This window comes from Nocardia sp. CDC160 (assembly GCF_035818795.1).
In the GTDB taxonomy this organism is placed as follows: domain Bacteria; phylum Actinomycetota; class Actinomycetes; order Mycobacteriales; family Mycobacteriaceae; genus Nocardia.
The window spans coordinates 247,503-269,289 of sequence record NZ_JAYKYT010000004.1; the positions used below are offsets into that span (position 1 = coordinate 247,503).

A 21,787-nucleotide genomic window follows, 5' to 3' on the forward strand; every position below is an offset into this window, starting at 1 on the left:
CTACGTTCACCTCGAGGGTGGGATCAACCCCACAGATTCCGAGACCGCGGCCCCGACGCGGCCGATCCTCGCACCGACGAAACCACGCCTGCCAGCAGAGCTTCGGACTCGATGTCCTTCTCGCTCCCACGCGGAACGTCCGCGCTAGACATCCGCTCGGCAAGACGCTGCGCCAGCAGCACGACGGCCCGCTCGACGCCGATGCCCAAACACCTCGCCAAATCCGCCGCCCACAGATGGGCTGCCGCGTCGTGGACGATGGCCGGATCCGAGAGCACCTCGTCCAATTCCATTCCGGCCCACGCCTGTTCGCGGGTCAGGCGTCGGGTGGGCAGCCAGCTCAGCCGCCAGACGACTTCGCCTCGACGGGTCTCGCAGACGGCGAACTCAGGGCTGATATCGCTGGTCATCTCGCGACTGGTGATGTCGATCATTCGGTCCTCCCTCGGGCCGTGCGCGCGACGGGCAGGATCGCTGCCCGCTCACGCGGTCGGTGCGCTCGTCGCGGTCGATGTCCCGCGGCGGGCCGTTTGCTCCCTCATCGAATGCTGGACGGTTGCTATTTCATCGAATCCTCGGCCCCGCCCAGAATGTCGTGTTTGCTCGCTCCTCTCTCGGACTCGGGTACTCGCGGTCGGACCCCTCACGCCGACCGCCGTCGCAGCAGAAACACCGCCTGCTCCACCGGGATCCCCAACTCACCGGCGCTGGCGATCATGCGGCCCTGAACGATCTCGTCGCGGGAAAACGGATCGACGGCGACGATCTCGGCCAACACCATCGCCGCCAAGGCCTGGGCGCGAGTGAGCAATCGATCCGGCAACCAGCTGCACCGCCACGCCAGCGTCCACCGCTCGGCGACCCGCACCGCGCTCTCGCCGGTCAGGTCGCTGGTCATCGACCAGTCGTCGGTCGCGTAGATGGTCATAGCTCCCCCCGTTCGGCACGACGCCTGCGCAGGGTCTCGCAGGCCCGCTCGAGATCGATCTTCAGTTCGTCGGCGATAGCGTGGGCGCGCTGCCAGGCCGTCTCGGAGACGCAGGGCAGCTCACAGATCAACTCGGTGAGTTCCATTGCCGCCGAGGCCTGTTCGTGGCTGAAGAGTCGTTCCGGGCACCAGCTGATCTGCCAGGCGGGTTCGGGTCTGCGGGCAAGGTGCTCGGCGCATTCGGCGGTGAGGCTGGTGGTGATGGAGTGTCGGGCTCGATACAGGGTCATGGAAGCCTCCGGTGCGGAGTGGGGCGCCACTGTCCGGAGAGCGCGCGGTTTCGGGAATGTCGAACAGCGGCCGCTCATCGGTGTGCGGCCGGTGGTGGGGCGAAAGGTGTGCCCCGGATTGGAACAGTGGCGGCCGGGGTTGGATGGGGGGCGGGGGGTGCTCGGACCGAGGGATCCGTCCGATCAGACAACCGTGATGTCGCCATCCGTCTCGGGTTCACCGGCCGCGGCCCGCGTGCCTCTGCGGAAGTGTCGAATCAGGAGAACCGCTGTGCGCACCGGTACCTCCGAACCGCCTGGTAGGTGCCTCCTCTGAAGAATGGCATTTGTCAAAAGCATTGGCAATTGCCAACTTCCACCAGAGAATTGCCGGATTCGCTGTCAGATAAACCTGTTCGCCGGTATTGTTGGTAGTGGATGACGCGAAACCATGCTTCAGAACCAACCGAATCAACGCGGGATGCCGACGTGGCTCTCGTGTGTGAAGTGCTCCTGCGTTTGCGCAAGCGCTCCGGTGTGAGTGGGAAACGTCTGGGCGGCACCGAGATCGACCTCGAGCAGCTGCTGCGCCAGCCCGCCGTCGAGGCCTACGCCGAAACCGTGGCCATCAGCAGGGAGCAGGCCGCGCTCGAGGTGCTGCCACGACTTGCGCAACGGCTTCCGCCCACCACGCGTTTGATCGTCGATGTGGAGCTGCGCCTGCGACTGCTGCAGTCGGATCCGCCTGCTGGTATCGACCTGGGCGCGTTGTATGCCGAGGATCTCGGCGATCGGCGTGCGGCGCTGTGTGCTCAGTGGCAGTCGCTGCACGCCGCAGTGGGCGCAGCCGACTCGGCAGGCAGGACACCGTCGATCAGCACGTTGCGCAGCGTGCACGAGCGTCCGGCGTTTCGCGCCTTCGCCGAGCTGCTGGCCGCTGGAACCCTGAGCTTCGACGGCGGACTGACCGTGGTCGGTGACGCGGTGATGGATCACCGATACGCGGTGGACGAGATGCTGGCCTCGGGCATTGCGATCTGGGGCGATCTCAAGCGCGAACCTGGCGGAAAGGGGCTCAACCGCGCCCTGTTCGGTGCTCGACTCGGCATGGATACCCGGCTGGTGTGCGCGCTGGGTGATGACGAGGAGGGCAGGGTCGTCCTCGAGCACCTGAAGCTGAATGGCGTCGACACCCGCCTGGTCACCACCGTGCCGGGCATTCGGACCCCCGTCACCGCGGTGATCATGCCCAAAGGCGGGGAGCCGGGAAACATTGCCTCCAAGGACGATCGGTTGACACTGCTCGCCCGCGGGCATCAGCAAGGGAGTCTGCGCAATGCGTTGCGGCAGGCCGACGTCATCGTCCTAACCTTCGAACAGCTGGCGCAAATGGTCAACTGGGTCCTGGAGAATGTTCGTGATGTCGAGCGGCGGCCGTGGGTCCTGGTCAGTGCGGCCCCACCGCTGCAGGAACCGGGCCATTTGCGGACCGACATGCGCGGGATCGACTATCTCGTCGGGACACCCGCCGAACTGGTTCGACTGGCCGATCTGCCACAACCGGTGGATTCGGTCCTGGATACGACGTTGATCGGCGCGATCATCCAGGGCCTAGGGCGCGCACAGCGGCACAGCCGCACCGGCGCAACGAGTCCGGAGCCGACACCGGCGCGCGCCCGGGAAGTGTTCCTGAAGATCGCCGACCATCTGGTCGGCAACGTCCCCCGAACCGCTATCGACGAGGTCGACCAGGTGGTGGTCGACGAGGTGGCGGAGGCTCTGGTCAACAGGGTCGCCCCGGGTCTGCTCGGCAGGGGGGTGCAGTCGGTGTGCGCGATCAGGGGTGGCCGATGTCGCGCGTGGTCGGTACGCGGCGACTTCGCCGAGGCCGATTTCACCCTCGTCGACCCCGGAGCGGCAGTGAGTTCCGCGCCCTTCGTGGTCGCCCTGGCCTACCGTCTGGTTGCTTCCAGCACTCGGGCGGTGCCACGGCCACCGGCCGAGTTGGACGACTTTGCTTGGGCCACAGCGGCCATGTCGGTCAAACACCGCCATCCGGACAAAGGCGGACGCGACCTGACCGGACCCCAACTGATCCAAGCGATCGATAGGGCAACCGCGCAGGTCGAGATCGTGGTGCGTGACGTCGGCGACACGACCGAGTCGGGACGGCCGCCGCCGATCGATCAGGGAGCGCGACAGGGCCCGGCGGACAGCCGCGCCGACAGCTCCCCGTCGCGGTGATATTTTGTCCCGCAACAGCTTTCATCGACAAGCCGGTCGGGCATGATCGTCGCCGGAGACAGTCGGGCCCGGCGGCCACCACCCTGTGATCGGCGTCACTTCCACGAGGGGTAGGTTCTGCCCGGTGACATACACCGCCGAGAGTTTGCAGGCGTCCGTGACAACCGGAACACTGTGGGACGCCACGCTCGATCACATGGTCCTGCGCACCGAGCTCGGCGACTCCGGCCAGCAGTTGGCCTCCGATACCTCACATTCGCTCACCCGCCGTGGCCTGGAAATGCGGGTGCGTGTCGTCGAATTGGAGGCCGGGTGCGGATCCGCGATCATCGTCGGCGACCCTGAACATCATCCCCGCCCACTGGTACGGATCCATTCCCGGTGCCTGTACGGAGATGCGCTCGGCTCCGAGGACTGCGATTGCGGCCCCGAACTCGAACTGGCCATGGATCTCATCCAGGCCGAGGGGACCGGAGTCCTGCTCTACCTCGAGCAGGAGGGTCGCGGCGCCGGGCTGACGGTCAAGGCACAAGCCCTGCGGCTCACCGAGACCAAGGGCTGCACCACCTTCGAGAGCTACGACGAACTCGCGGTCGCGCGTGACTCCCGAAGCTACGGCGCCGCAGCCATTTTCCTGCGCGAGCAGCTCGAATTGACCGAACTGCGGCTCCTGACCAACAACCCCGGCAAAGTCACGTCCCTGCGCAAGCACGGATTGCACACCGACATGGTGCGCCTGCCCACCGCCCCCACCAGCCAGCGCGCGATTCGCTACCTCGAATCCAAACGTCAGCGTTCACGACACCTCTTGCCCCGCAGCGGTCTGTGGCAGGCACGCATCTGGGGAGTCCGCGTTGGCGTGGCCGCCATCGTCGTGTCGGGCGTGGGCGGAAGCCTGCTGCTGGCCCGCGAAGTCCTCGCCGTCCACGAATTCCTGGTATTCGCCTTGCTGTTCACCCACCCGGTCGGACGTTCGGCCCGCATGGGCGTCATGACGGTGAGGCACCGCCTGTTCCCACGACGAACCCGCAGACCGCGCCAATAGATTGACGAATGTCCACCACGAGTTCGACCGGCTGGTACGTAGCAATGGCAACAGGCGACATTCCCCTCGGCTCCGACATGATCGCGCCGGATGGCACGGTCCTCGCTGTCACCGCGGCCCTCAAGAGCCTGCGCAAACGCTCCGGTCTGGTCGCCGGTCGCGTGCACAAGGCTCAGATCGATCTTCGGAGCCTGTTGCGGCTCAGCGTGGTTCGCCACTACGCCCACCGCGTCAAGACGGCGCCCGAAGTCGCGCTGTTGGATGCGATCCGCCACGTTGCCTGCAATCTCGAGGTCACCGATCGCCTGATCGTCGACGCCGAGTTGTGTCTAGGGATGTTGGGTGACCACGCGCCGGCGGGCATCGACCTGCGGCAGTTCTACGCCACAGAGCTCACCGCACGGCGTCGCTACCTCACACTGCACTGGCGCCGACTTCACGAGGCACTGGGCGCGACGACGATTCCCGGCGCACCCAGCGTGCGAACCCTGCTCACCGCCATCGGCAATGATCGCGAGGGGCGTGAGATCCTCGACTACCTGGCCCGCGAGGGCGTCGACACCAGCCTGATCAAGATGGTCTCCGAGCTGAGCACCCCGGTCACCATCATGATCGAAGCCGCCGACGGCGAGGAATACACGCCGATCGCCGCCAAGAGAGGCCGCACCCAACTTGCCTCTTCCGACCTCGACCAAGCCGCCAACCTGCAGGCGTTCACCGATGTGAAAGCCGTACTGCTCACCTTCGAGCAATCCGTCCCTGTGATCGAACGGACGCTGGAAGCGGTTGGCGCGCAAAAGAACACGACCACGGAGCCTGGTCCGCCGTGGCTGGTAGTGAATGTGGCCCCGCAGCGCCCCTTGACCGCGGCGATGAGTGCGCATCTGTCGGCGATCGATCATCTGGTCGGCTCGCCCGACGAGATCGCCGCGCTGCGCCCGGATCAGCCGCCCGAGTCGGTGGCGGGATGGCTGCTCGGTCGCGGCGTGGGTTCGGTCTGTGTCATCGAACGCTCCCGATGCACCATTCACCAGGCCGGAGCCGGAACCATCGAGGTCTGCTTCTTCGACAACAGCTATCCCGGTGTCTCGGGTGCGGCCTCGGCGTTCTCCTCCGCCCTGACCTACCGACTCGTCTCACTCGATCGCGCCGCCGTCCCGGCCGACTTCGAATGGGCCACTGCGGCCATGGCCGATCTCAACCTGCGTGCCGCCCGCGTGCTACCCGGACACGGCACACCCGACACCATGTCAGCGGCCGCCGCGATCGACGCGATCATCGCCGAATCCTCGACGTTGCCGACAACCGAATGACGTGGTGGGCATTCCCCCGAACGAGCTCGGCCGCTCGGCCATAATTGCCGAAGGCAGGGCGGCAGGTGGTGTTGGCGTGAAAGAGCTTCAGGCAACCGCACATTCGCTGTTTCGCAAAGGACGCGAACTGAAGGTGCGGGTGAAGGAAGTGCGCGACGAAACCGGTATCGGGCACATGCTGATCTTCGGAGAGCCGACCGATGGGTGCCTGGTGCGTATCCATTCGCGTTGCCTCTACAGCGACACCCTCGGCTCCGACGACTGTGACTGCGGGCCCGAATTTCAACTGGCCCTGGACATGATCCAGGACGAGGGCGGCCAGGGTGTGGTGATCTACCTCGAACAGGAGGGGCGCGGATTGGGTCTGGAGGTCAAGGCGAGGGGGCTGCATGTCGGTGAGCAGACCGGCGCGAACACCTTCGACGCGTACCGCCTGCTCGGCCACCCGGAAGACTCGCGCACCTATGATCACGCCGCACACGCGCTCGCGAATCTGGGGCTGCGGGCGGTGCGCCTGATGACCAACAATCCCGACAAAGTGCAGGCGGTCGAAAACGCTGGGCTGTCGGTGCAGGCGATCCCCTTGTGCACTACCCCGCGCAGTACGCGGGCCGCGCACTACATGGCGGCGAAGGCCAAGCGGCGCAGCGCCTATTCACAGCTTCCGGCCTCGGATCGATAAATTCGGCCAACGGGGTGGCCGGTGTAGCCCGCGACACGATCGCGGCGATCTGGTTACGATGAGTGAGCCGCGCCACAGACGGCGCGTGGCCATCGCGGGATCGGGTTGGTCGTTCTCTCGGACGTCGGGGTTCGCGCAGGTGGTGCGCGTGTGGTGGGCGAAGCGAGAGGCAATCGGGAAAAGGGTTATGACGACTGACATCGGGTATGCACACGCATCTGGGAAGACCGTTTATACGATTCCGGAGGCGTTTCAGGAGACGTTGACGCTGCGGCCGGGGCAGGTGGCCTTGCGGACGGTCGGGGGGACACGGCAGATCACCTGGCGCGAGTACGGGGAGCGGGTGCGCAGCATCGCCGCCGGGTTGGCGGGGCTCGGGGTCGGGCACGGGGACACCGTGGGCATCATGTTGACCAACCGGCCGGAATTCAATCTGGTTGATACCGCGGCACTGCACCTGGGTGCGACGCCGTTCTCGATCTACAACACCAGCTCCCCCGAGCAGATCACGCACCTGTTCACCAATGCCGAGAACAAGGTGGTCATCACCGAACCGGCGTTCCTGGACACCGTGCGCGGCGCGGGCGTCGAGCTCGAACACATTGTGCTGGTGGAAGGTTCGGCCGCGGGCACCCTGACCCTGGCCGAGGTGGAGGCCGCACCCAAGGCGGACTTCGACTTCGACGCCGCCTGGCGCGCGGTGAAACCCGAGGACATCGCCACCCTCATCTACACCTCCGGCACCACCGGACCCTCCAAGGGCGTGGAGCTGACCCACGCCAACGTGGTTGCCCAGATCGTGGGATTGGTGCAGGGGCCGCTCACCGTCGGCCTCGACGACCGCTCGGTGTCGTATCTGCCCGCCGCCCATGTGGCCGACCGCATTTCGGGCCACTGCGCCAACCTGTTCACCGGCGTGCAGATGACCTGCGTGCCCGACCCGCGCGAAATCGCCGCCGCCCTGCCCGACGCGCGCCCCACCGCGTTCTTCGGGGTGCCGCGCGTGTGGCAGAAGATCAAGGCCGGGATCGACGCCAAGCTCGCCACCGAGGCCAGCCCGGTCAAGAAGGCCCTGGCCGGTTGGGCCCTCGGTGTCGGTGCGCAGGCCGCCCGCGCCGACCTGGCCGGAAACCCCCGCGGCGTGCTGCTCGACGTGCAACACAAACTCGCCGACGCGCTGGTGTTGAGCAAACTGCGCCACGCCCTGGGCTTCGACGAACTCAAGGTCGCCGCCTCCGGCGCCGCGGCCATCCCGCCCGAAACCCTGGAATACCTGCTGGGCCTGGGCTTCACGGTCACCGAGGTCTGGGGCATGTCCGAAACCTCGGGCGTCGGCACCTACACCCCCCTGGCCAAACCCAAGCCCGGCACCGTCGGCGTCCCGCTCGAGGGCGTGGAGCTGCGCCTGGCCGAGGACGGTGAGTTGCTCGTTCGCGGCGGCATCGTCACCCGCGGCTACCGCAAGATGCCCGACAAGACCGCCGAGGCCATCGACGCCGACGGCTGGCTGCACACCGGCGACGTGGCCACCATCGACGGCGACGGCTACGTCAGCATCGTCGACCGCAAAAAGGAACTCATCATCAACGAGGCGGGAAAGAACCTGTCTCCCACCAACATCGAGAACACCGTCAAGGCGGCGTCCTCGCTGGTCGGCCAGGTGGTGGCGATCGGCGACGCCAAACCCTACATCGCCGCGCTCATCGTCTTGGACCCCGACACCGCCGTGGTCCGCGCCAAAGCCCTGGGCACCCCCGACGCCGACCTGAAAACCCTGGCCGCCCACCCGGAAATCGTCGCCGAGATCAAGGCCGCCGTCGCCATCGCCAACGCCAAACTCTCCCGCGTCGAACAGATCAAACGCTTCACCATCCTCGAGGCGGGCTGGGAACCCGGCGGCGACGAGTTGACCCCCACCCTCAAACTCAAGCGCAACCCCATCGCCACCAAATACGCCACCGAAATCGCCTCCCTCTACCTCACCCCGCCCCCGGAAGGCGTCATCAACATGAGCTGACCCCCACCGGGTGATCAGCACACGAACGTGGGCCCGGACGAAAAGTCCGGGCCCACAGCCGTATCAGCGTGCTCTGAGCCAATCGCTCGGGGACACAGCAGGTTCGAGGCCTATTTCTGCTCGTGGGTGCCGATGATCGTCGCACGCCCGATGGCGTGCATGAACAAGTTGAAGCCCAGGTAGGCGGGTGAGGCGGTCTCGTCGACCTCGAGGCGCTCCACACCCACCGCGTGCACGACCACGAAATAGCGATGCGCCCCGTGCCCGGCGGGCGGGAACGCGCCGGTGTATTCGCGCAGGCCCGCGTCATTGCGCAAATGCAGCGCACCGGCGGGCAGCGTGCCGCCCGCGCTGGCCTGCCCGGTCTCGAGGCTGGTGGTGGTGACCGGCACATTGGCCAGCACCCAGTGCCAGAAGCCCGACGCGGTCGGGGCGTCCGGGTCGTACATGGTGACCGCGAAACTCTTGGTCTCCGCGGGGAATCCGGACCAGCTCAGCTGCGGGGAGATATCGCGCCCGCCCGCCCCGCCCAACGCGCTGACTTGGTCCAACTGCAGCGGCTTGCCGTCGCTGATATCGGTGGAGGTGAGGGTGAACTCGGGCAGCTGCGGCAGCGCGGCATACGGGTTGTACGAATAATCCGGCACGTCGGGTCCTTTCGATTCGTCAGCTGTGCAGAAGGAAGTGTTCCAGCACGCGGGTGCCGAATTCGAGCGATTCCACCGGAACCCGCTCGTCGACCCCGTGGAACAGCGCGGTGAAATCCAACTCCGGGGGCAGGCGCAGCGGCGCGAACCCGAAGCAGCGAATCCCCAACTTGGCGAAGGCTTTCGCGTCGGTGCCGCCCGAGAGCATGTAGGGCACCGTCCGCCCGGCCGGGTCGTGGGCGAGGATCGCGTCGTTCATGGCATCGACCAGATGCCCGTCGAAGGTCGTCTCGTACGAGTCGAGCTTGGTGATCCACTCACGCTCCACATCCGGGCCGATCAACGCGTCGACCTCCCGCTCGAACGCGGCCTGGCGCCCCGGCACCACCCGGCAATCGACCACGGCCTCGGCGGTCTGCGGAATCACATTCGCCTTGTAGCCCGCCCGCAGCATCGTCGGGTTCGCGGTGTCACGCAACGTCGCGCCGATAATGCGTGAGATGGTGCCGAGTTTGGCGAGCTGGCCCTCGATATCCGGTGAGGCGGGATCGAATTCGAGCCCGGACTCCTCGGCCACCGCCGCCAAGAACTCCGCCACCGAATCCGAGACCACCAGTGGGAAGGTGTGGGTGCCCAGCCGCGCCACCGCCTGGGACAAAATGGTGACCGCGTTGTCCTCGTGCAGGAACGACCCGTGCCCGGCGCGCGCCTTGGCGCGCAACCGCATCCAGCCCAGACCCTTCTCCGCGGTCTCCACCAGATACAGCCGACGCTCACCACCATCGGGGCGCGGCACCGTCAGCGAAAACCCGCCGACCTCCCCCACCGCCTCGGTGACCCCGTCGAACAGATCGGGCCGATGCTCCACCAGCCACTGGCAACCCCAGCGCCCGCCGTTCTCCTCATCGGCCACGAACGCCCACACGATATCGCGCGGCGGCACCGTGCCCTCGATCTTGAACTGCCGGGCCACGGCCAACATCATGCCGACCATGTCCTTCATATCGACCGCGCCGCGCCCCCACACGTACCCGTCGCGCACCGCACCGGAGAACGGATGCACACTCCAGTCGGCCGCCTCGGCGGGCACCACATCCAGATGCCCGTGCATCATCAGCGCACCCCGCGAGGAGTCCGCGCCCTTCAATCGAGCGAACACGTTCCCGCGCCCAGGAGCCCCCGACTCCACGTATTCGGTCTCGTACCCGGCTTGCTCGAGCTGCTCGGCCACCCACAGCGCGCACTCGCGCTCGCCCTTGGTGGTTTCCAGTTCACCGGTATTGGAGGTGTCGAACCGGATCAGCGCACTGACCAGGTCCACCACTTCCGACACGGCACGCGGGGTGTGGGTTTCGGCGATTTCGGACACGTCACTTTCCTACCACTAACCCGACACCGTGCACCTCACCGCCGTCCACGCCCCCGCCCCCACACCCAGCACAACCCACTCGCCAACAGTTGAAATCACCCGTCGCCCAAGCCTTCCCCGAGCTGCCCTGTGGCACACCCCGGCGGGATTTGTCCGAATCAGCCTCCAGGATGTGCCACTCGCTCAGCGCAGGAAACGGATGGTGGTGGTGAGCGTGGCCAGCAGGGGGTCCAGGTGTTGGTCGGCGATGCGGCGTTCGAGCACGGCCAAATCGACGCGGGGCGCGGTGGCCCACAGCTCGCCGATATGGGCTTGAACATCGACATCGGTGGCGGCCAGCACCCACAGCAGCGGCGGCCACAGGCGGGCGGCCTGAGCGAGGGCGGGCAAGGCCAGCACGGTCGGGGTGTCGAGCTGAGCCAGCCGCAGCCCGGCGCGACGGCGCACCTCGGCGGGAGTTCGTGCGAGGGGTTCGAGCGCGCCGCGCAGGATCGCCACCTCGGTGCTGCCGCCCACCGCGTCGACGAGCATCTCGGCCACCTCCGACAACACCGGATTCAATGCCAGCCGCGTCAGCGCGTTCGGGCTCAGATGCCCCAGGAAACGCAGCATGTCGGGGGTGGCGTCGGCGGCGATGAACGTGGTGATCAGATCCGCGATCGCCGAGGGCGGAGCCACCTCGAACAGAATGTCACCGACCGCGGCGATCACCTCCGGACTGCAGCGCGCGAACACCGACAGCGCCGCCAGCCGTAACTCCTTGGAGCCGTTGACGACCGTGCCCAACAGCCGCGGCAGCCGCTGACTGCTGCCCGCCAGCAACTGGCGCACCACCGCGCTCAACGCTTCACCCGAATACGCGTAGGACGCCGAGAAGATCAGCCCCTCGTCATCGGGCACCCCCTCCTCGACCGCGCGAATCAGCTCCGGTGTCGCATAGGCCAGGAACGGACCGGCGGTGATGTAATCGCGGCGCGCCAACAGCTCGTTGAGGATCGCCACCACCGGCGCGGGCGGCGCGTCGTCGGCGAGCTGACCGACCGTGCGCGGATCCAGAAACGGCGCGCAGTCCGCGGCGTAGCCGACATCCATGCGCAGCAACGCCTCGATCGCCTTGTCCGGATAGATCACCCCGATCGCCCCGGCCGCGCGCCCGGTCATGGTGGGCGGCACCAACTTCTGCACGATCGGCAACGAAATGGCCAGCGGGATCAGCGGAACCAGCGCCGCGATCCGCTCGAAGACGACCTTGTGCTGGTCGAACAGCGGGGCCGCCAGCCGTTGCTGCAGCTCGTGCAGCCGATGCGGGCCGAGCTTCTGGAGGTGCGCGAGCCGCTCCACCGGGACGTGCAGGGTCCGGGCCAGCAGCACCAGTTGGGCTCGCGTCACCAGATCGGTCATGAGACCGGCCGGTTAACGCATCCCTGGCAAACCGCGAATTCGACTGTGGCGGCCATGCTTTCCCCGTTTCCCCGGAAGGCCTGGACCCGGCCACCCGATGTCGACCGCCCATCATAGAGGTGACTACCGGGCGAAAAGTGCAAAAAGTGCAGAGTGCCTGTACACCGTTAGGATGCGGCCATGAGTCAACCCGCGGGGTGGTACCCCGAGCGTCCCGGATCCCCCGTGCTGCGCTGGTGGGACGGCAGCCAATGGACCAATCACACCCAGCCCCACCAGCAACCGGGACAACCCGCCCAGCAACCCGACCGGGCCGCGTCCGACCAGTACACCCAGCAGCCCCGCCCCCAGCAGGCGAACCAACCCCACACCGGCGGACAGCCTTTCGCCCCGCAGTCCCAGACCGGCGGACAGCCCTTCGCGCAGCCTCGCACCGGCGGACAGCGCCTGGCCCAACCGCACACCGGCGGACAACCCTCTGCGCCGCAGCAACTCGGCGGGCAACCCGTGGCCCAGCAATCGCAGCCGCATCAGGTGCCGCAGTCTCAGCAGCCCTACGCGCAGCAGCAGTACGGTCAGCAGCCCCAGCAGTTCGGCCAGCCCGCACAGCAATTCGGGCAGCGCCCGCCGCAGCCGGGTCAGCCCTACCCTGGGCCGCCGCATCAGTTCGGTGGGCGCAGTGAGGCCACCCCGTGGGAGCTCGAGATCGGCAGCGCCAACAATCCGGCCGATATTCAGCGCCAGGTGCAGCAGCAGGCCGGTATCGCTCCGAGTCAGGCCGGAGGCGGCACCGTGTTCACCGAACCGGTGCTGGTGGTGAACCAGAAGGTCAAGTTGATCGAAATGGTCAACGAGTACAGCGTTTTCGACCAGCACGGCCGCCAGATCGGCGCGGTCGCCGAGGTCGGGCAGTCCGCGCTGAAGAAGGCCGTGCGGTTCCTGTCGAGCTACGACCAGTTCATGACCCACAAGCTCGAGATCCGCGATGCGCACGGCCAGTGCCTGCTGCGAATCACCCGACCGGCCAAGGTGTTCAAGTCCAAGTTCCTGCTCGAGCACGGCAATGGCGCCCCGATCGGGGAGATCATCCAGGAGAACATGATCGGCAAGATCAACTTCTCCTTCGTGGTCGGCGGCCAGCAGATCGGCGGCATCCGCGCCGAGAACTGGCGGGCCTGGAATTTCGCCATCCACGACCACACCGGCCAAGAGGTCGCCCGCATCACCAAGACGTGGGAGGGCCTGCTCAAGACCATGTTCACCACCGCCGACAACTATGTCGTGCAGATCCACCGCCAGCTGCCCCAGCCGCTGCTGTCGATGGTGGTGGCCTCGGGCCTGGCCATCGACACCGCCCTCAAACAGGATTCGCGCGGCTGGAACTGACCGCGCAAGCGGTGCGCAAGCGCACGCAAGGGCCCGGCAATCGGCCACCGCCACAGTGGTTGCCATGAACGAGACACGAGATGTGGTGGTGGTCGGAGCCGGACCGGTCGGGCTGATGCTGGCGTGCGAGCTGCGCCTGGCGGGCGTGGACGTGCTCGTCGTCGAGCGACTGACTACCCCGGACATGACCATCAAGGCGGGTGGCATCAACGCCCCCGTCGCCCAGGCGCTGGACCGGCGCGGCCTCGAGCCCGCGTTGCGCGCGGCCCACGACGCGGCGATCGCGCGAATGATGGGGCTTTTCGCGCAGCCGAAGACCCCCGCCGAGCCCGCCACGTCCGCGGAACCTACAGCTCCCGCCGCCCCGGCGCGCCCGCGTGCGGGCGGGCATTTCGCGGGAATCATGCTCCACGCGGACCGCATCGACACTGAGGACCCGGCCTTCGCCGATCTCGGCCCGGCCGCCGAGTCCCGCTTCGTCGACCAGCAGGCGCTCGAGGCGATGCTGGCCGCCCGCGCCGCCGAACTCGGGGTGCCGGTGCGCCGCGGGGTCGAGGTGCACGGCTTCGACGACGACGGCATCGGGGTCACCGTCGACTGCGGCGAGCACCGTGTGCGCGCGAGCTGGCTGGTCGGCTGCGACGGCGGCCGCAGCACCGTGCGCAAACTCGCGGGCTTCGAATTCCCGGGCCTGGACCCGGAAATCACCGGCCGCCAGGCCATGGTGGAGATGACCGGCGCGGAGAACGTGCCCCGTGGCTGGAACACCACCCCCACCGGCATCTACGTCTACGGCCCCACCCCCGGCCGCATCCTGACCGTCGAACTCGACGGCCCGCCCGCCGACCGGCTCACCCCCGTCACCGCGCGCGAGCTCGAGGACAGCTTCGAACGCGTCACCGGCGTGAAAGTCCATATCAGCAACGTGATTTCGGCGACCCGCTTCACCGACAACACCCGCCAGGTCCCCGACTACCGCAAGGGCCGGGTGCTGCTGGCCGGGGACGCCGCCCACGTGCACTCCCCCTTCGGCGGCCAGGGCCTCAACCTCGGCATCGGCGATGCGGTGAACCTCGGCTGGAAACTCGCCGCGGTGATTCGCGGCCGGTCCTCGGAGTCGTTGCTGGACACCTACTCTCGCGAACGCCACCCCATCGGCGCCTGGGTCCTGGACTGGACCCGCGCGCAGGTCGCGCTCATGCGCACCGACCCCCGCAGCCGCGCCCTGCGCACCGTCGTCACCGAACTGCTCGACACCCCCGACGCCGCCACCCTCATCGCCAAACGCCTCGCGGGCGTCCTACACCGCTACGACCTGGGCAGCACCGACCCCCTCGTCGGCACGGCGACACCGGATTTCGAACTCGCCGACGGCACCCGCCTGGCCGAACACTTCGCCTCCGGCAAGGGCGTCCTACTCGACCTCACCGACTCCCCCGAAACGCGTGCCACCGCCGCACCCTGGTTGGACCGAGTCGAGGTGGTCACCACCAAACCTGCCCAACCCCGAGACCCCCTGTCCCTGCTGATCCGCCCCGACGGCATCATCGCCTGGACCTCCACCACCCCGCACTCTCTCGAATCCGCGCTGACCGAATGGTTCGGCCCCGCCCAACCGCCTCAGCTGGATGCAAACCTCGAAGTAAGTCTCTGATCAGCAAGTACGTACTTGTGGGGTGATCGCGCACCCGGCAATCTCGACATCAGCGCGCGCCGAGAACATTCGCCTGATGATCGATAAAGGAGTTGTCCCCCAATGACGAACACTCAGCACAGCCCGGTGACGGTGCTCGGGCTCGGCGCGATGGGTAGCGCGTTGGTGCAGACCTTGCGCAAGGCCGGGGTGGCGACCACGGTGTGGAATCGCACGCCCGGCAAGGACGCCGAACTGGTTGCGGCCGGGGCGGTTTCGGCGGGCACGGTCGCCGAGGCGGTGCGCGGCGGTGAATTGGTGATCACGGTGCTGTTCGATCACGCCTCGGTGCACGAGACCCTCGACCCGATCGTGTCCGAACTGGCGGGCAAGCAGCTGCTCAACCTGACCAGCACCAGCCCCGAACAGTCCCGGGAGCTGGCCCGCTGGGCCACCGAGCACGGCATCGATTTCCTCGACGGCGGCATCATGGCGGTCCCACACATGATCGGCGGCGAGGGCTCGAGCATTCTCTACAGCGGCTCCCAAGCCCTCTTCGACCGGCATCGACCGCTTCTCGAACTGTGGGGCAGCGCCGAGTTTTTCGGGACCGACGCGGGCCTGGCCGCGCTCACCGACTTCGCTCTGCTGACCAACATGTATGCCATGTTCGGCGGCTTCTTCCAGGGCGCGGCCCTGGTCGGTTCGGCCGGAGTGTCGGCCACGGAATTCGCTGCGCGCGCGGCCGCTTACATGACGGCCATGGCCCAACTGCTGCCCGGCTACGCGCGCATCATCGACACCGGCGATTACACCAGCGAGGTCTTCCAGGACCTGGTGTTCACCAAGTCCGCCATGGACGCCCTGCGCCAAGCCGCAGCCGATGCCGGAATCAGCGCCGAACCACTGTCGGGCATCGCCGGATTGGTCGACCGCCAGGTCGCCGAGGGCCATGGCGCGGCGGCCTTCGAACGCAGCGCCGAGGCCCTGCGACAGCGCTGAACCGCCACGGGTACACCGGCTCCGAATGCCGCTGTGGCCCCTCGCGATCGTCGAATCGCGAGGGGCCACAGGCGTATTGCACGACGTGCACGCACACGGTGCACCCGGCGTTATTGCGTCGACTGCAATGTCGCGGTCAATGTCGTCAACTGCTCATCGAGCCCGAGATCGGCGATGCGCTGCCCGATCTCGGCGCGCTCGAGCACCGGCAGCGCCGACCACACTTCCCCGATCCGCGACTGCGCATCGGGCTCGGCGGTGGCAAGCACCTTCAACAGCGGCGGCCACAGATGCGCGGTGGCCGCCACCTCCGGAAGCCGAGCCAGCGTCGCGGTATCGAAATGCGATACCGCCCCGCCGATCCGACGCGAGGTCACCACCTCGGTGCGCTCACCCAACGCCAACAGACCCCGCCACACCGCGGCCTCGTCGCAGCCGTCGACCGCCGCGGCGACCACGTCCACGGCCTCGGGGTCGCGCAGGATCGGATTGGCCGCCAACAGATCCAACGCGCCCGGGCTGAGCTGCCCGACGAAGCGCAGCGTCTCCGGCACCGCCCCGGCCGCGAGGAACGTCTCGGTCAGATCGGCGATCTCATCGGCCGACCCCAGATCGAAGAGAATATCGCCGATGGCCACCACCACATCGGTGTCGCAGCGCGCGAACACCGACAGCGCCGCCAGCCGCAACTCCTTGGACCCCTGCAGAATCGTGCGCACCAGCTTCGGAATGCGCCGCCCTTCCCCGGCGAGCAGATGCCGGATGATGACGCTGATGTTCTCCCCGGAATACGAGTACGACGCCGAGCGGATCAGCCCCTCGTCATCGTGCACGTCCTCCTCGACCGCACGCACCAATTCCGGTGTCGCATAGGCCAGAAACGGCCCCGCGGTGATGTAGTCCCCGCGCCGCAACAACTCGTTGATGATCGCCATGACCGGCTTCGGCGGCGCCACATCGGCCAACTGCCCGACACTGTGCGGATCCATGTACGGCGCGGCCTCGGCGGCATAGCCCGGCTCGAGCATGCCGACCGCCTCGGCGGCCTTCTTCGGATGATCCACCCCGATCGCCCCCGCCGCGCGCCCGGCCATCACCGGCGGCACCATCTTCTGCACCAGCGGCAGCGAGATCGACAGCGGAATGATCGGCACCAGCAGCGACAGCCGCGAGAAGATCGCATTGTGCTCGGCGAACATCACTTTCGCCATGCTTTCCTGCAGTTCGTGCAGGTGCGCCGCACCCAACTTCTCGAGATGCGCCAGCCGCTCCTCGGGCACGTGCAAGGTCCGCGACAGCAGGGTGATCTGCGCGCGGGTCACCAGATCGCTCATCGCCGCTACCCGAGCTTGTTGCCGAACATGATCTTCTTGGCCGCGGTCCGCAACGGCCACGGCAGCGCGCCGACGGTCTTGTCGACCGCCTCCACCATGGCGGCGTTCTCGGTGCGCCGCGCCTGCTGGAAGATGCCCAGCAGATCGGCGGTCTCGGCCTCGCTCAGCAGGTCGAGCGCCGCCAACGGCCCACCCAATTCCCGTTCCAATTCGGCTCTGGCACCCACTGATTCGTCCCCATTCTCCGGAATGACCCGGATCACCCCTTTTGTACGTCTACCAATCTCTACCAAGATCGTTGGCACCGCGCCAGACAACAACGGCCAGAATCGCATCAAGTGAGGGCGGCTGCCAGCATGGGAGGTTCGCCTCGACGGGTGCGGGTTGCCGACCACACCGGGTTCGCCGGTTCTTTCGCGGGTGTTCATGTGGCGTTGTGGCGGGGGGTGCCGCAGGGAACCCGTTGCCCTGCACGATCGGCCACGTGCGCATCGTTCAGCTGGCGAATTTCTACGGTCCACGCTCGGGTGGGCTGCGCACGGCGCTGCACCACCTGGGCGAGGGCTATGTGGCCGCCGGGCACGAGGTGGTGCTGATCGTGCCGGGCACCAGGCGGGCCGAGGAGGTGCTGCCCAGCGGGGTCCTGCGCATCACGGTGCCCGCACCGGAGATTCCGTGGACCGGCGGCTACCGGGCCGCCGACCCGCGCCGGGTCGCCGACACCCTGACCGGATTGCGCCCGGATGTGCTGGAGGTGTCGGATCGATTGACGCTGCGCGGGTTCGGCCGCTGGGCCCGCCGCCGCGACATCGCGGGCGTGATGATCTCCCACGAACGCCTGGACCGGCTGCTGGGCCAGATCATGCCCGGCCCGATCGCGCGCCGCGCCGCCGATATCGCCAACCGGCGCACCGCCCAGAACTACGACATCGTCGTGTGCACCACCCAGTTCGCGCGCGAGGAATTCCAGCGCATCGATGTCGAGAACGTCGAATTGGTGCCCCTCGGCGTGGATCTGGACATGTTCCGCCCCGACCGCCACGACCTGCGCCTGCGCACCGACCTCGGCGCGACCGACTATCCGCTGCTGGTCCACTGCGGCCGCCTCTCGGTCGAAAAGCGCGTCGACCGCAGCATCGCCGCCGTCAGCGCGCTGCGCCGCCGCGGCCTGGACACCCGCCTGGTGGTCGCGGGCGACGGCCCGCGCCGCGACGCCCTCGAACGCCAGGCCCGCCTGATCCCCCCGCTCTCCGACGGCCAACCCACCGTCCACTTCGCCGGATTCATCAGCGACAGACCGGCTTTGGCCACCCTACTGGCCACCGCCGACGTCTCCCTGGCCCCCGGCCCGCACGAAACCTTCGGCCTGGCCGCCCTCGAGGCTCTCGCCGCGGGCACCCCCGTCGTGGCCAGCCGCTCCTCGGCCCTGGCCGACATCGTCACCGCCGAGGCGGGCGCGGTCGCCGCCGACCATCCCCGCGCCTTCGCCGAAGCCGTCACCGACGTCCTGGCCCGCCCCCTCGGCCAGCGCCGCCGGGCCGCCCGCCACCGCGCCGAGCAATTCACCTGGTCCGCAGCCGTTTCCGGCATGCTCAGCCTGCTCGGCTCGGCCTGATCCCGGCCCGCCGTGCGACCGCCCCTCAGTCGCGGGTCGGGTCGGGCTGCCACGGAATGTACGGGCGGCCCGCGGATTCGGCGGCGGTCTTCGACGAATTGAGCTGGTAAGGCGTAATGCCGCCGGGCTGCCACGGGCCCGCCGAGCCCGCCGCGATCGCGGCGTCGGCCTTCGGGACGAGGCCGATCTCAGTGCGCACCACGGTGATCGGCCGATCGGCCAGGGCGAACCAGTCCAGGTCCAGGAAGTCGTGGCTGCCCCGGGTCAGCGCGCCGCGTCGCATGGCGTCGCCGAGACGCTGCGCCATGCCGCGCGTGCGCAGGTGGCCCTCGTCGGCCTCGAACAGGCCCGCGCCCGCGCGCAGATAGCCGGTCTCGAACAGTGAGATGACCATGGCCAGCAGGCTGAACGCGCGCGGATCGTCATTGGCGCGGGCCATGAACGCGAAGACCTCGATCTCGTTCTCGAGCGTGGTGCCGTAGCCCGCGAGCACATGCACCCAATCGTGTTGGGCCAGCAGCGGCGGCGCGGAACCGGGCAGGCCCGGGGTGACGAAGCCGCGGTCGCGGTAGAAGTCGGCGACCCCGCGCCCCAGCGTGCCGACCGGCAGATCCCACAGTTCGGCCCAGCGTCCGGCCAACGCCGGATCATCGGTGACCGCACTCCAGGAGCTGTCCAGGCCCTCGGTGTGCAGCGCACCCAGCCGCAGCGCGTCCACACTGCCCAGATAGCCGTTGCGGGAGAAGTCGACCGCCGCCAAATCGACCGCGCCCTCGGCATACAACCGCGCCACGGTGATCATCTCGTCGTCCACACCCAACGCGTCGGCGAACTCGCGCAGCCGATCGGCGACCTGCTCGGGCAGCGGCCGCACCACCAACGCCGCCAACAGCGCGATCTGCAGCACCCGCTCCCGAAAGATCAGATTCCGCCGCGCCATCCCCGCCGCGAATTCCGCCGCCCCGATCGGCGACACCTCCGCCAACTCCACCGGATGCCCCGTCATCGACAAGAACAGCGCCGGAATCAGCAACTGCTGCAACGGCGTCAGCCCCTCGACCCCACCCACCGCACTCACCACGCCACGCGCCACGAACCGCACCTCCGCCGCATCCGGCGGCGTGAGCAGCACCTCGTCCATCTCCCACAGCCTTCCAACGATCATGTCCCGCACCGGCCCCGCCCATTCTCGCCACGAATCACCCACCCCGCCCGTTCATTTCACTGTCGGCGTAGGGCGTCCGATACCGGTCGCCCTCCTGAACACGCCACCGGCTCATCGACTCCGAATCACGCTCGAGGAGGTGATAGTGAATGAACCCATTACAGATGCTGTGCGACTGGATGTGCGCGATGATGCCGGGCTGCTGCGGCGGCATGACCGTCATGTAAGGAGCGGTCTACCCCGGGGCTACGGCCCCGGGTTTCCGATTTGAACGGGATTTCATCAGCCACAGTATCCGTTTCGCGATGGCTCATCCGCTCAACGGTTGATCCCCGGCGGGGGTCGGGGAAAGCGGTACTGCGTCCGCGTGGAGATCGCTCGCGCAGGTCGGTCGGGTCTACACCCCAGCGGGCGTGAAAGACCTGATCGATCCGAGCGAGGACTGCCTGTTTGCCGAGCCGGAGCCAGCCACACGGGTGCTGCTGCGAACGTCGCAAGATCGTGCGGGCTCCGCTGATGTCGGCATGCAGACGTTTATTGCAGAATCGGCATCGGTGCCGGGACTGCGTGGTTCTGTTGCGGCGGTCGGCGTAACCGCAACCGGTGCAGGTTTGGGAGGTGTAAGCAGGATTCACCTCGACTACCAGGATTCCATGAGTCTCGGTGAGTGAAGCGAGCTTCGCGGCGACAGCAGCACGTCCAGCGCGGGTGACCAGCCGGTTCATCTGCCGAGACAGGCCACCACCGCTGAACCGCAGACGTTCCACAACAAGGGATTTCACATCCTCGTCGGCGAGCTGGTTGAGGATACGGCCAACTTCATTGCGGATGTATCCTCGGATGCGGGACTGGAGCCTGCGATAGCGGGCCGAATTCTTCGGTTTGAGCCGGTTGGACTGCAATGCCTTGGTCAGTGTTACGAGCTCGGCATCGCGGGCTTTGAGCCAGACCAACAACTCTCGGCCCATTAGGCGCCCGTCGGAGGTTGCGAACAAGGTCGACAATCCCCAATCCAGACCGAGATCGTGCCCGTCGGTTCGCCTTGGTGCGGGGTCGGACTTCTTAACCAATTCGAATCGGGCGTCACCGTTGTCGGTGATGTGGATCTGACAGAAGTTTCGAATCGTTCCGGGAGCAGCGTCGAAATAATCGTTGCGGTGCAATGGGATCTGTACCGGCGCGCCCTTGCGCAAGGTTGACACCCTCACCCAGTAGTCGGCATGGGCTGTTCGGGAGTCGGTGACGACCGCGATCGCGCCGTCCATCGCCATCGTGCGGACACGCGACAAATCCGGAAACGGGTGTCGCCACAACCAACGGGCTACCAACCGCTGTGATACAGCCAGCGCCTCGGCGCTGACCTCAACCCGCTTTGCTGGGTTCTCGTGTTCCACCAGCAGAGTGGTCGTCGACCACCATGCAGTGAAAGCGTTGATACGGAACAGATCTGAACGCAGCTCGTCGGCGATATCGAGGTCGCGGATCATCTCACGAATACCGATTTTCGCAGTCTCGCGCCATGACGAAAGCGCAGCGTTGACCTGGTTGACCACCGATTTCCATTGCCGTGCCGAGAGATAACCGGGCAGATCCGTGGTCGGCAACCAGCCCAATCGCATCTGTCCGGACTGCAAGGCGCGCACCTGTAGCAGCTGAACGTGGACCAGACCGCGCTGCCACCAGGGCAATACGGCAACGACCGCCGCGAGCTTGGACTCGTTCGCGGTGGTTGCCAAC

At 67.3% G+C, this 21,787-nt stretch carries 19 protein-coding genes; 9 read left to right on the plus strand and 10 right to left on the minus strand.

Annotated elements, in window-relative coordinates; translation table 11 throughout:
- Window positions 1-23 precede the first annotated feature (23 nt).
- The 3 genes from VMT40_RS22510 to VMT40_RS22520 form a co-directional block, all read right to left on the minus strand.
- Window positions 24-434 carry a hypothetical protein gene (locus VMT40_RS22510; RefSeq protein WP_326360587.1) on the minus strand — a complete coding sequence of 137 codons (411 nt, stop codon included), beginning with the start codon at window positions 432-434 and terminating at the stop codon, window positions 24-26.
- Between the two features lie 209 nt (window positions 435-643).
- On the minus strand, window positions 644-928 hold the full coding sequence (locus tag VMT40_RS22515; protein WP_326360589.1) for a hypothetical protein: 285 nt from the start codon (window positions 926-928) through the stop codon (window positions 644-646).
- Window positions 925-1,218 (minus strand): hypothetical protein, encoded by a 294-nt coding sequence (locus VMT40_RS22520; protein WP_326360591.1) that lies wholly within the window; start codon window positions 1,216-1,218, stop codon window positions 925-927. The genes VMT40_RS22515 and VMT40_RS22520 overlap by 4 nt, the downstream gene beginning before the upstream one ends.
- A 477-nt stretch (window positions 1,219-1,695) precedes the next feature.
- On the opposite strand from VMT40_RS22520, the gene VMT40_RS22525 reads away from it, so the two are divergent.
- From VMT40_RS22525 to VMT40_RS22545, 5 genes are all read left to right on the plus strand, one after another.
- The gene (locus VMT40_RS22525) at window positions 1,696-3,441 is read left to right on the plus strand and encodes a carbohydrate kinase family protein (RefSeq protein WP_326360593.1); all 1,746 of its coding nucleotides are present in this window, start codon (window positions 1,696-1,698) and stop codon (window positions 3,439-3,441) included.
- Between the two features lie 124 nt (window positions 3,442-3,565).
- A complete protein-coding gene (gene ribA / locus VMT40_RS22530; protein ID WP_326360594.1) occupies window positions 3,566-4,486 on the plus strand; it encodes a GTP cyclohydrolase II RibA in 921 nt (306 codons plus the stop codon).
- Window positions 4,487-4,494: 8 nt separating this feature from the next.
- A complete protein-coding gene (locus VMT40_RS22535; RefSeq protein WP_326360596.1) occupies window positions 4,495-5,799 on the plus strand; it encodes a carbohydrate kinase family protein in 1,305 nt (434 codons plus the stop codon).
- A 4-nt stretch (window positions 5,800-5,803) separates the two neighbouring features.
- Window positions 5,804-6,481 carry a GTP cyclohydrolase gene (locus tag VMT40_RS22540; RefSeq protein ID WP_326360598.1) on the plus strand — a complete coding sequence of 226 codons (678 nt, stop codon included), beginning with the start codon at window positions 5,804-5,806 and terminating at the stop codon, window positions 6,479-6,481.
- Window positions 6,482-6,668: 187 nt separating this feature from the next.
- Entirely contained in the window at window positions 6,669-8,498 is a 1,830-nt protein-coding gene (locus tag VMT40_RS22545) for an AMP-dependent synthetase/ligase (RefSeq protein WP_326360600.1), read from the plus strand.
- Window positions 8,499-8,608: 110 nt separating this feature from the next.
- On the opposite strand, the gene VMT40_RS22550 is transcribed toward VMT40_RS22545, so the two are convergent.
- The 3 genes from VMT40_RS22550 to VMT40_RS22560 form a co-directional block, all read right to left on the minus strand.
- On the minus strand, window positions 8,609-9,145 hold the full coding sequence (locus VMT40_RS22550; RefSeq protein WP_326360602.1) for a YbhB/YbcL family Raf kinase inhibitor-like protein: 537 nt from the start codon (window positions 9,143-9,145) through the stop codon (window positions 8,609-8,611).
- A 19-nt stretch (window positions 9,146-9,164) separates the two neighbouring features.
- Window positions 9,165-10,514 (minus strand): M20/M25/M40 family metallo-hydrolase, encoded by a 1,350-nt coding sequence (locus VMT40_RS22555; protein ID WP_326360604.1) that lies wholly within the window; start codon window positions 10,512-10,514, stop codon window positions 9,165-9,167.
- Window positions 10,515-10,697: 183 nt separating this feature from the next.
- Complete coding sequence (locus VMT40_RS22560) at window positions 10,698-11,915, minus strand: hypothetical protein (protein WP_326360606.1); 1,218 nt, start codon at window positions 11,913-11,915, stop codon at window positions 10,698-10,700.
- Window positions 11,916-12,095: 180 nt separating this feature from the next.
- Here VMT40_RS22560 and VMT40_RS22565 point away from each other — a divergent pair, with 180 nt between their 5' ends.
- From VMT40_RS22565 to VMT40_RS22575, 3 genes are all read left to right on the plus strand, one after another.
- Complete coding sequence (locus VMT40_RS22565; protein WP_326360607.1) at window positions 12,096-13,301, plus strand: phospholipid scramblase-related protein; 1,206 nt, start codon at window positions 12,096-12,098, stop codon at window positions 13,299-13,301.
- A 64-nt stretch (window positions 13,302-13,365) separates the two neighbouring features.
- Window positions 13,366-14,955 carry an FAD-dependent oxidoreductase gene (locus VMT40_RS22570; RefSeq protein WP_326360608.1) on the plus strand — a complete coding sequence of 530 codons (1,590 nt, stop codon included), beginning with the start codon at window positions 13,366-13,368 and terminating at the stop codon, window positions 14,953-14,955.
- Window positions 14,956-15,057: 102 nt separating this feature from the next.
- Window positions 15,058-15,936 (plus strand): NAD(P)-dependent oxidoreductase, encoded by an 879-nt coding sequence (locus VMT40_RS22575; RefSeq protein ID WP_326360609.1) that lies wholly within the window; start codon window positions 15,058-15,060, stop codon window positions 15,934-15,936.
- Between the two features lie 110 nt (window positions 15,937-16,046).
- Here VMT40_RS22575 and VMT40_RS22580 read toward each other — a convergent pair whose 3' ends face one another.
- Both VMT40_RS22580 and VMT40_RS22585 read right to left on the minus strand, forming a co-directional pair.
- Window positions 16,047-17,270 carry a hypothetical protein gene (locus VMT40_RS22580; RefSeq protein ID WP_326360610.1) on the minus strand — a complete coding sequence of 408 codons (1,224 nt, stop codon included), beginning with the start codon at window positions 17,268-17,270 and terminating at the stop codon, window positions 16,047-16,049.
- Between the two features lie 5 nt (window positions 17,271-17,275).
- Window positions 17,276-17,497 carry a hypothetical protein gene (locus tag VMT40_RS22585; protein ID WP_326360611.1) on the minus strand — a complete coding sequence of 74 codons (222 nt, stop codon included), beginning with the start codon at window positions 17,495-17,497 and terminating at the stop codon, window positions 17,276-17,278.
- 257 nt (window positions 17,498-17,754) lie between these two features.
- On the opposite strand from VMT40_RS22585, the gene VMT40_RS22590 reads away from it, so the two are divergent.
- Entirely contained in the window at window positions 17,755-18,885 is a 1,131-nt protein-coding gene (locus VMT40_RS22590; RefSeq protein WP_326360612.1) for a glycosyltransferase, read from the plus strand.
- Between the two features lie 25 nt (window positions 18,886-18,910).
- On the opposite strand, the gene VMT40_RS22595 is transcribed toward VMT40_RS22590, so the two are convergent.
- Both VMT40_RS22595 and VMT40_RS22600 read right to left on the minus strand, forming a co-directional pair.
- Window positions 18,911-20,050: a hypothetical protein gene (locus VMT40_RS22595; RefSeq protein ID WP_326360614.1), complete on the minus strand. Its 1,140-nt coding sequence runs from the start codon at window positions 20,048-20,050 to the stop codon at window positions 18,911-18,913.
- 158 nt (window positions 20,051-20,208) lie between these two features.
- Complete coding sequence (locus VMT40_RS22600; RefSeq protein WP_326360615.1) at window positions 20,209-21,786, minus strand: transposase; 1,578 nt, start codon at window positions 21,784-21,786, stop codon at window positions 20,209-20,211.
- Between the last annotated feature and the right edge of the window lies 1 nt (window position 21,787).

Coding starts and splice junctions, on each gene's coding strand:
- VMT40_RS22510 (WP_326360587.1), bottom strand. CDS start 434: ATGATCGACATCACCAGTCGCGAGATGACCAGCGATATCAGCCCTGAG.
- VMT40_RS22570 (WP_326360608.1), top strand. CDS start 13,366: ATGAACGAGACACGAGATGTGGTGGTGGTCGGAGCCGGACCGGTCGGG.
- VMT40_RS22575 (WP_326360609.1), top strand. CDS start 15,058: ATGACGAACACTCAGCACAGCCCGGTGACGGTGCTCGGGCTCGGCGCG.
- VMT40_RS22535 (WP_326360596.1), top strand. CDS start 4,495: ATGTCCACCACGAGTTCGACCGGCTGGTACGTAGCAATGGCAACAGGC.
- VMT40_RS22565 (WP_326360607.1), top strand. CDS start 12,096: ATGAGTCAACCCGCGGGGTGGTACCCCGAGCGTCCCGGATCCCCCGTG.
- VMT40_RS22595 (WP_326360614.1), bottom strand. CDS start 20,050: ATGATCGTTGGAAGGCTGTGGGAGATGGACGAGGTGCTGCTCACGCCG.
- VMT40_RS22560 (WP_326360606.1), bottom strand. CDS start 11,915: ATGACCGATCTGGTGACGCGAGCCCAACTGGTGCTGCTGGCCCGGACC.
- VMT40_RS22580 (WP_326360610.1), bottom strand. CDS start 17,270: ATGAGCGATCTGGTGACCCGCGCGCAGATCACCCTGCTGTCGCGGACC.
- VMT40_RS22545 (WP_326360600.1), top strand. CDS start 6,669: ATGACGACTGACATCGGGTATGCACACGCATCTGGGAAGACCGTTTAT.
- VMT40_RS22520 (WP_326360591.1), bottom strand. CDS start 1,218: ATGACCCTGTATCGAGCCCGACACTCCATCACCACCAGCCTCACCGCC.
- VMT40_RS22515 (WP_326360589.1), bottom strand. CDS start 928: ATGACCATCTACGCGACCGACGACTGGTCGATGACCAGCGACCTGACC.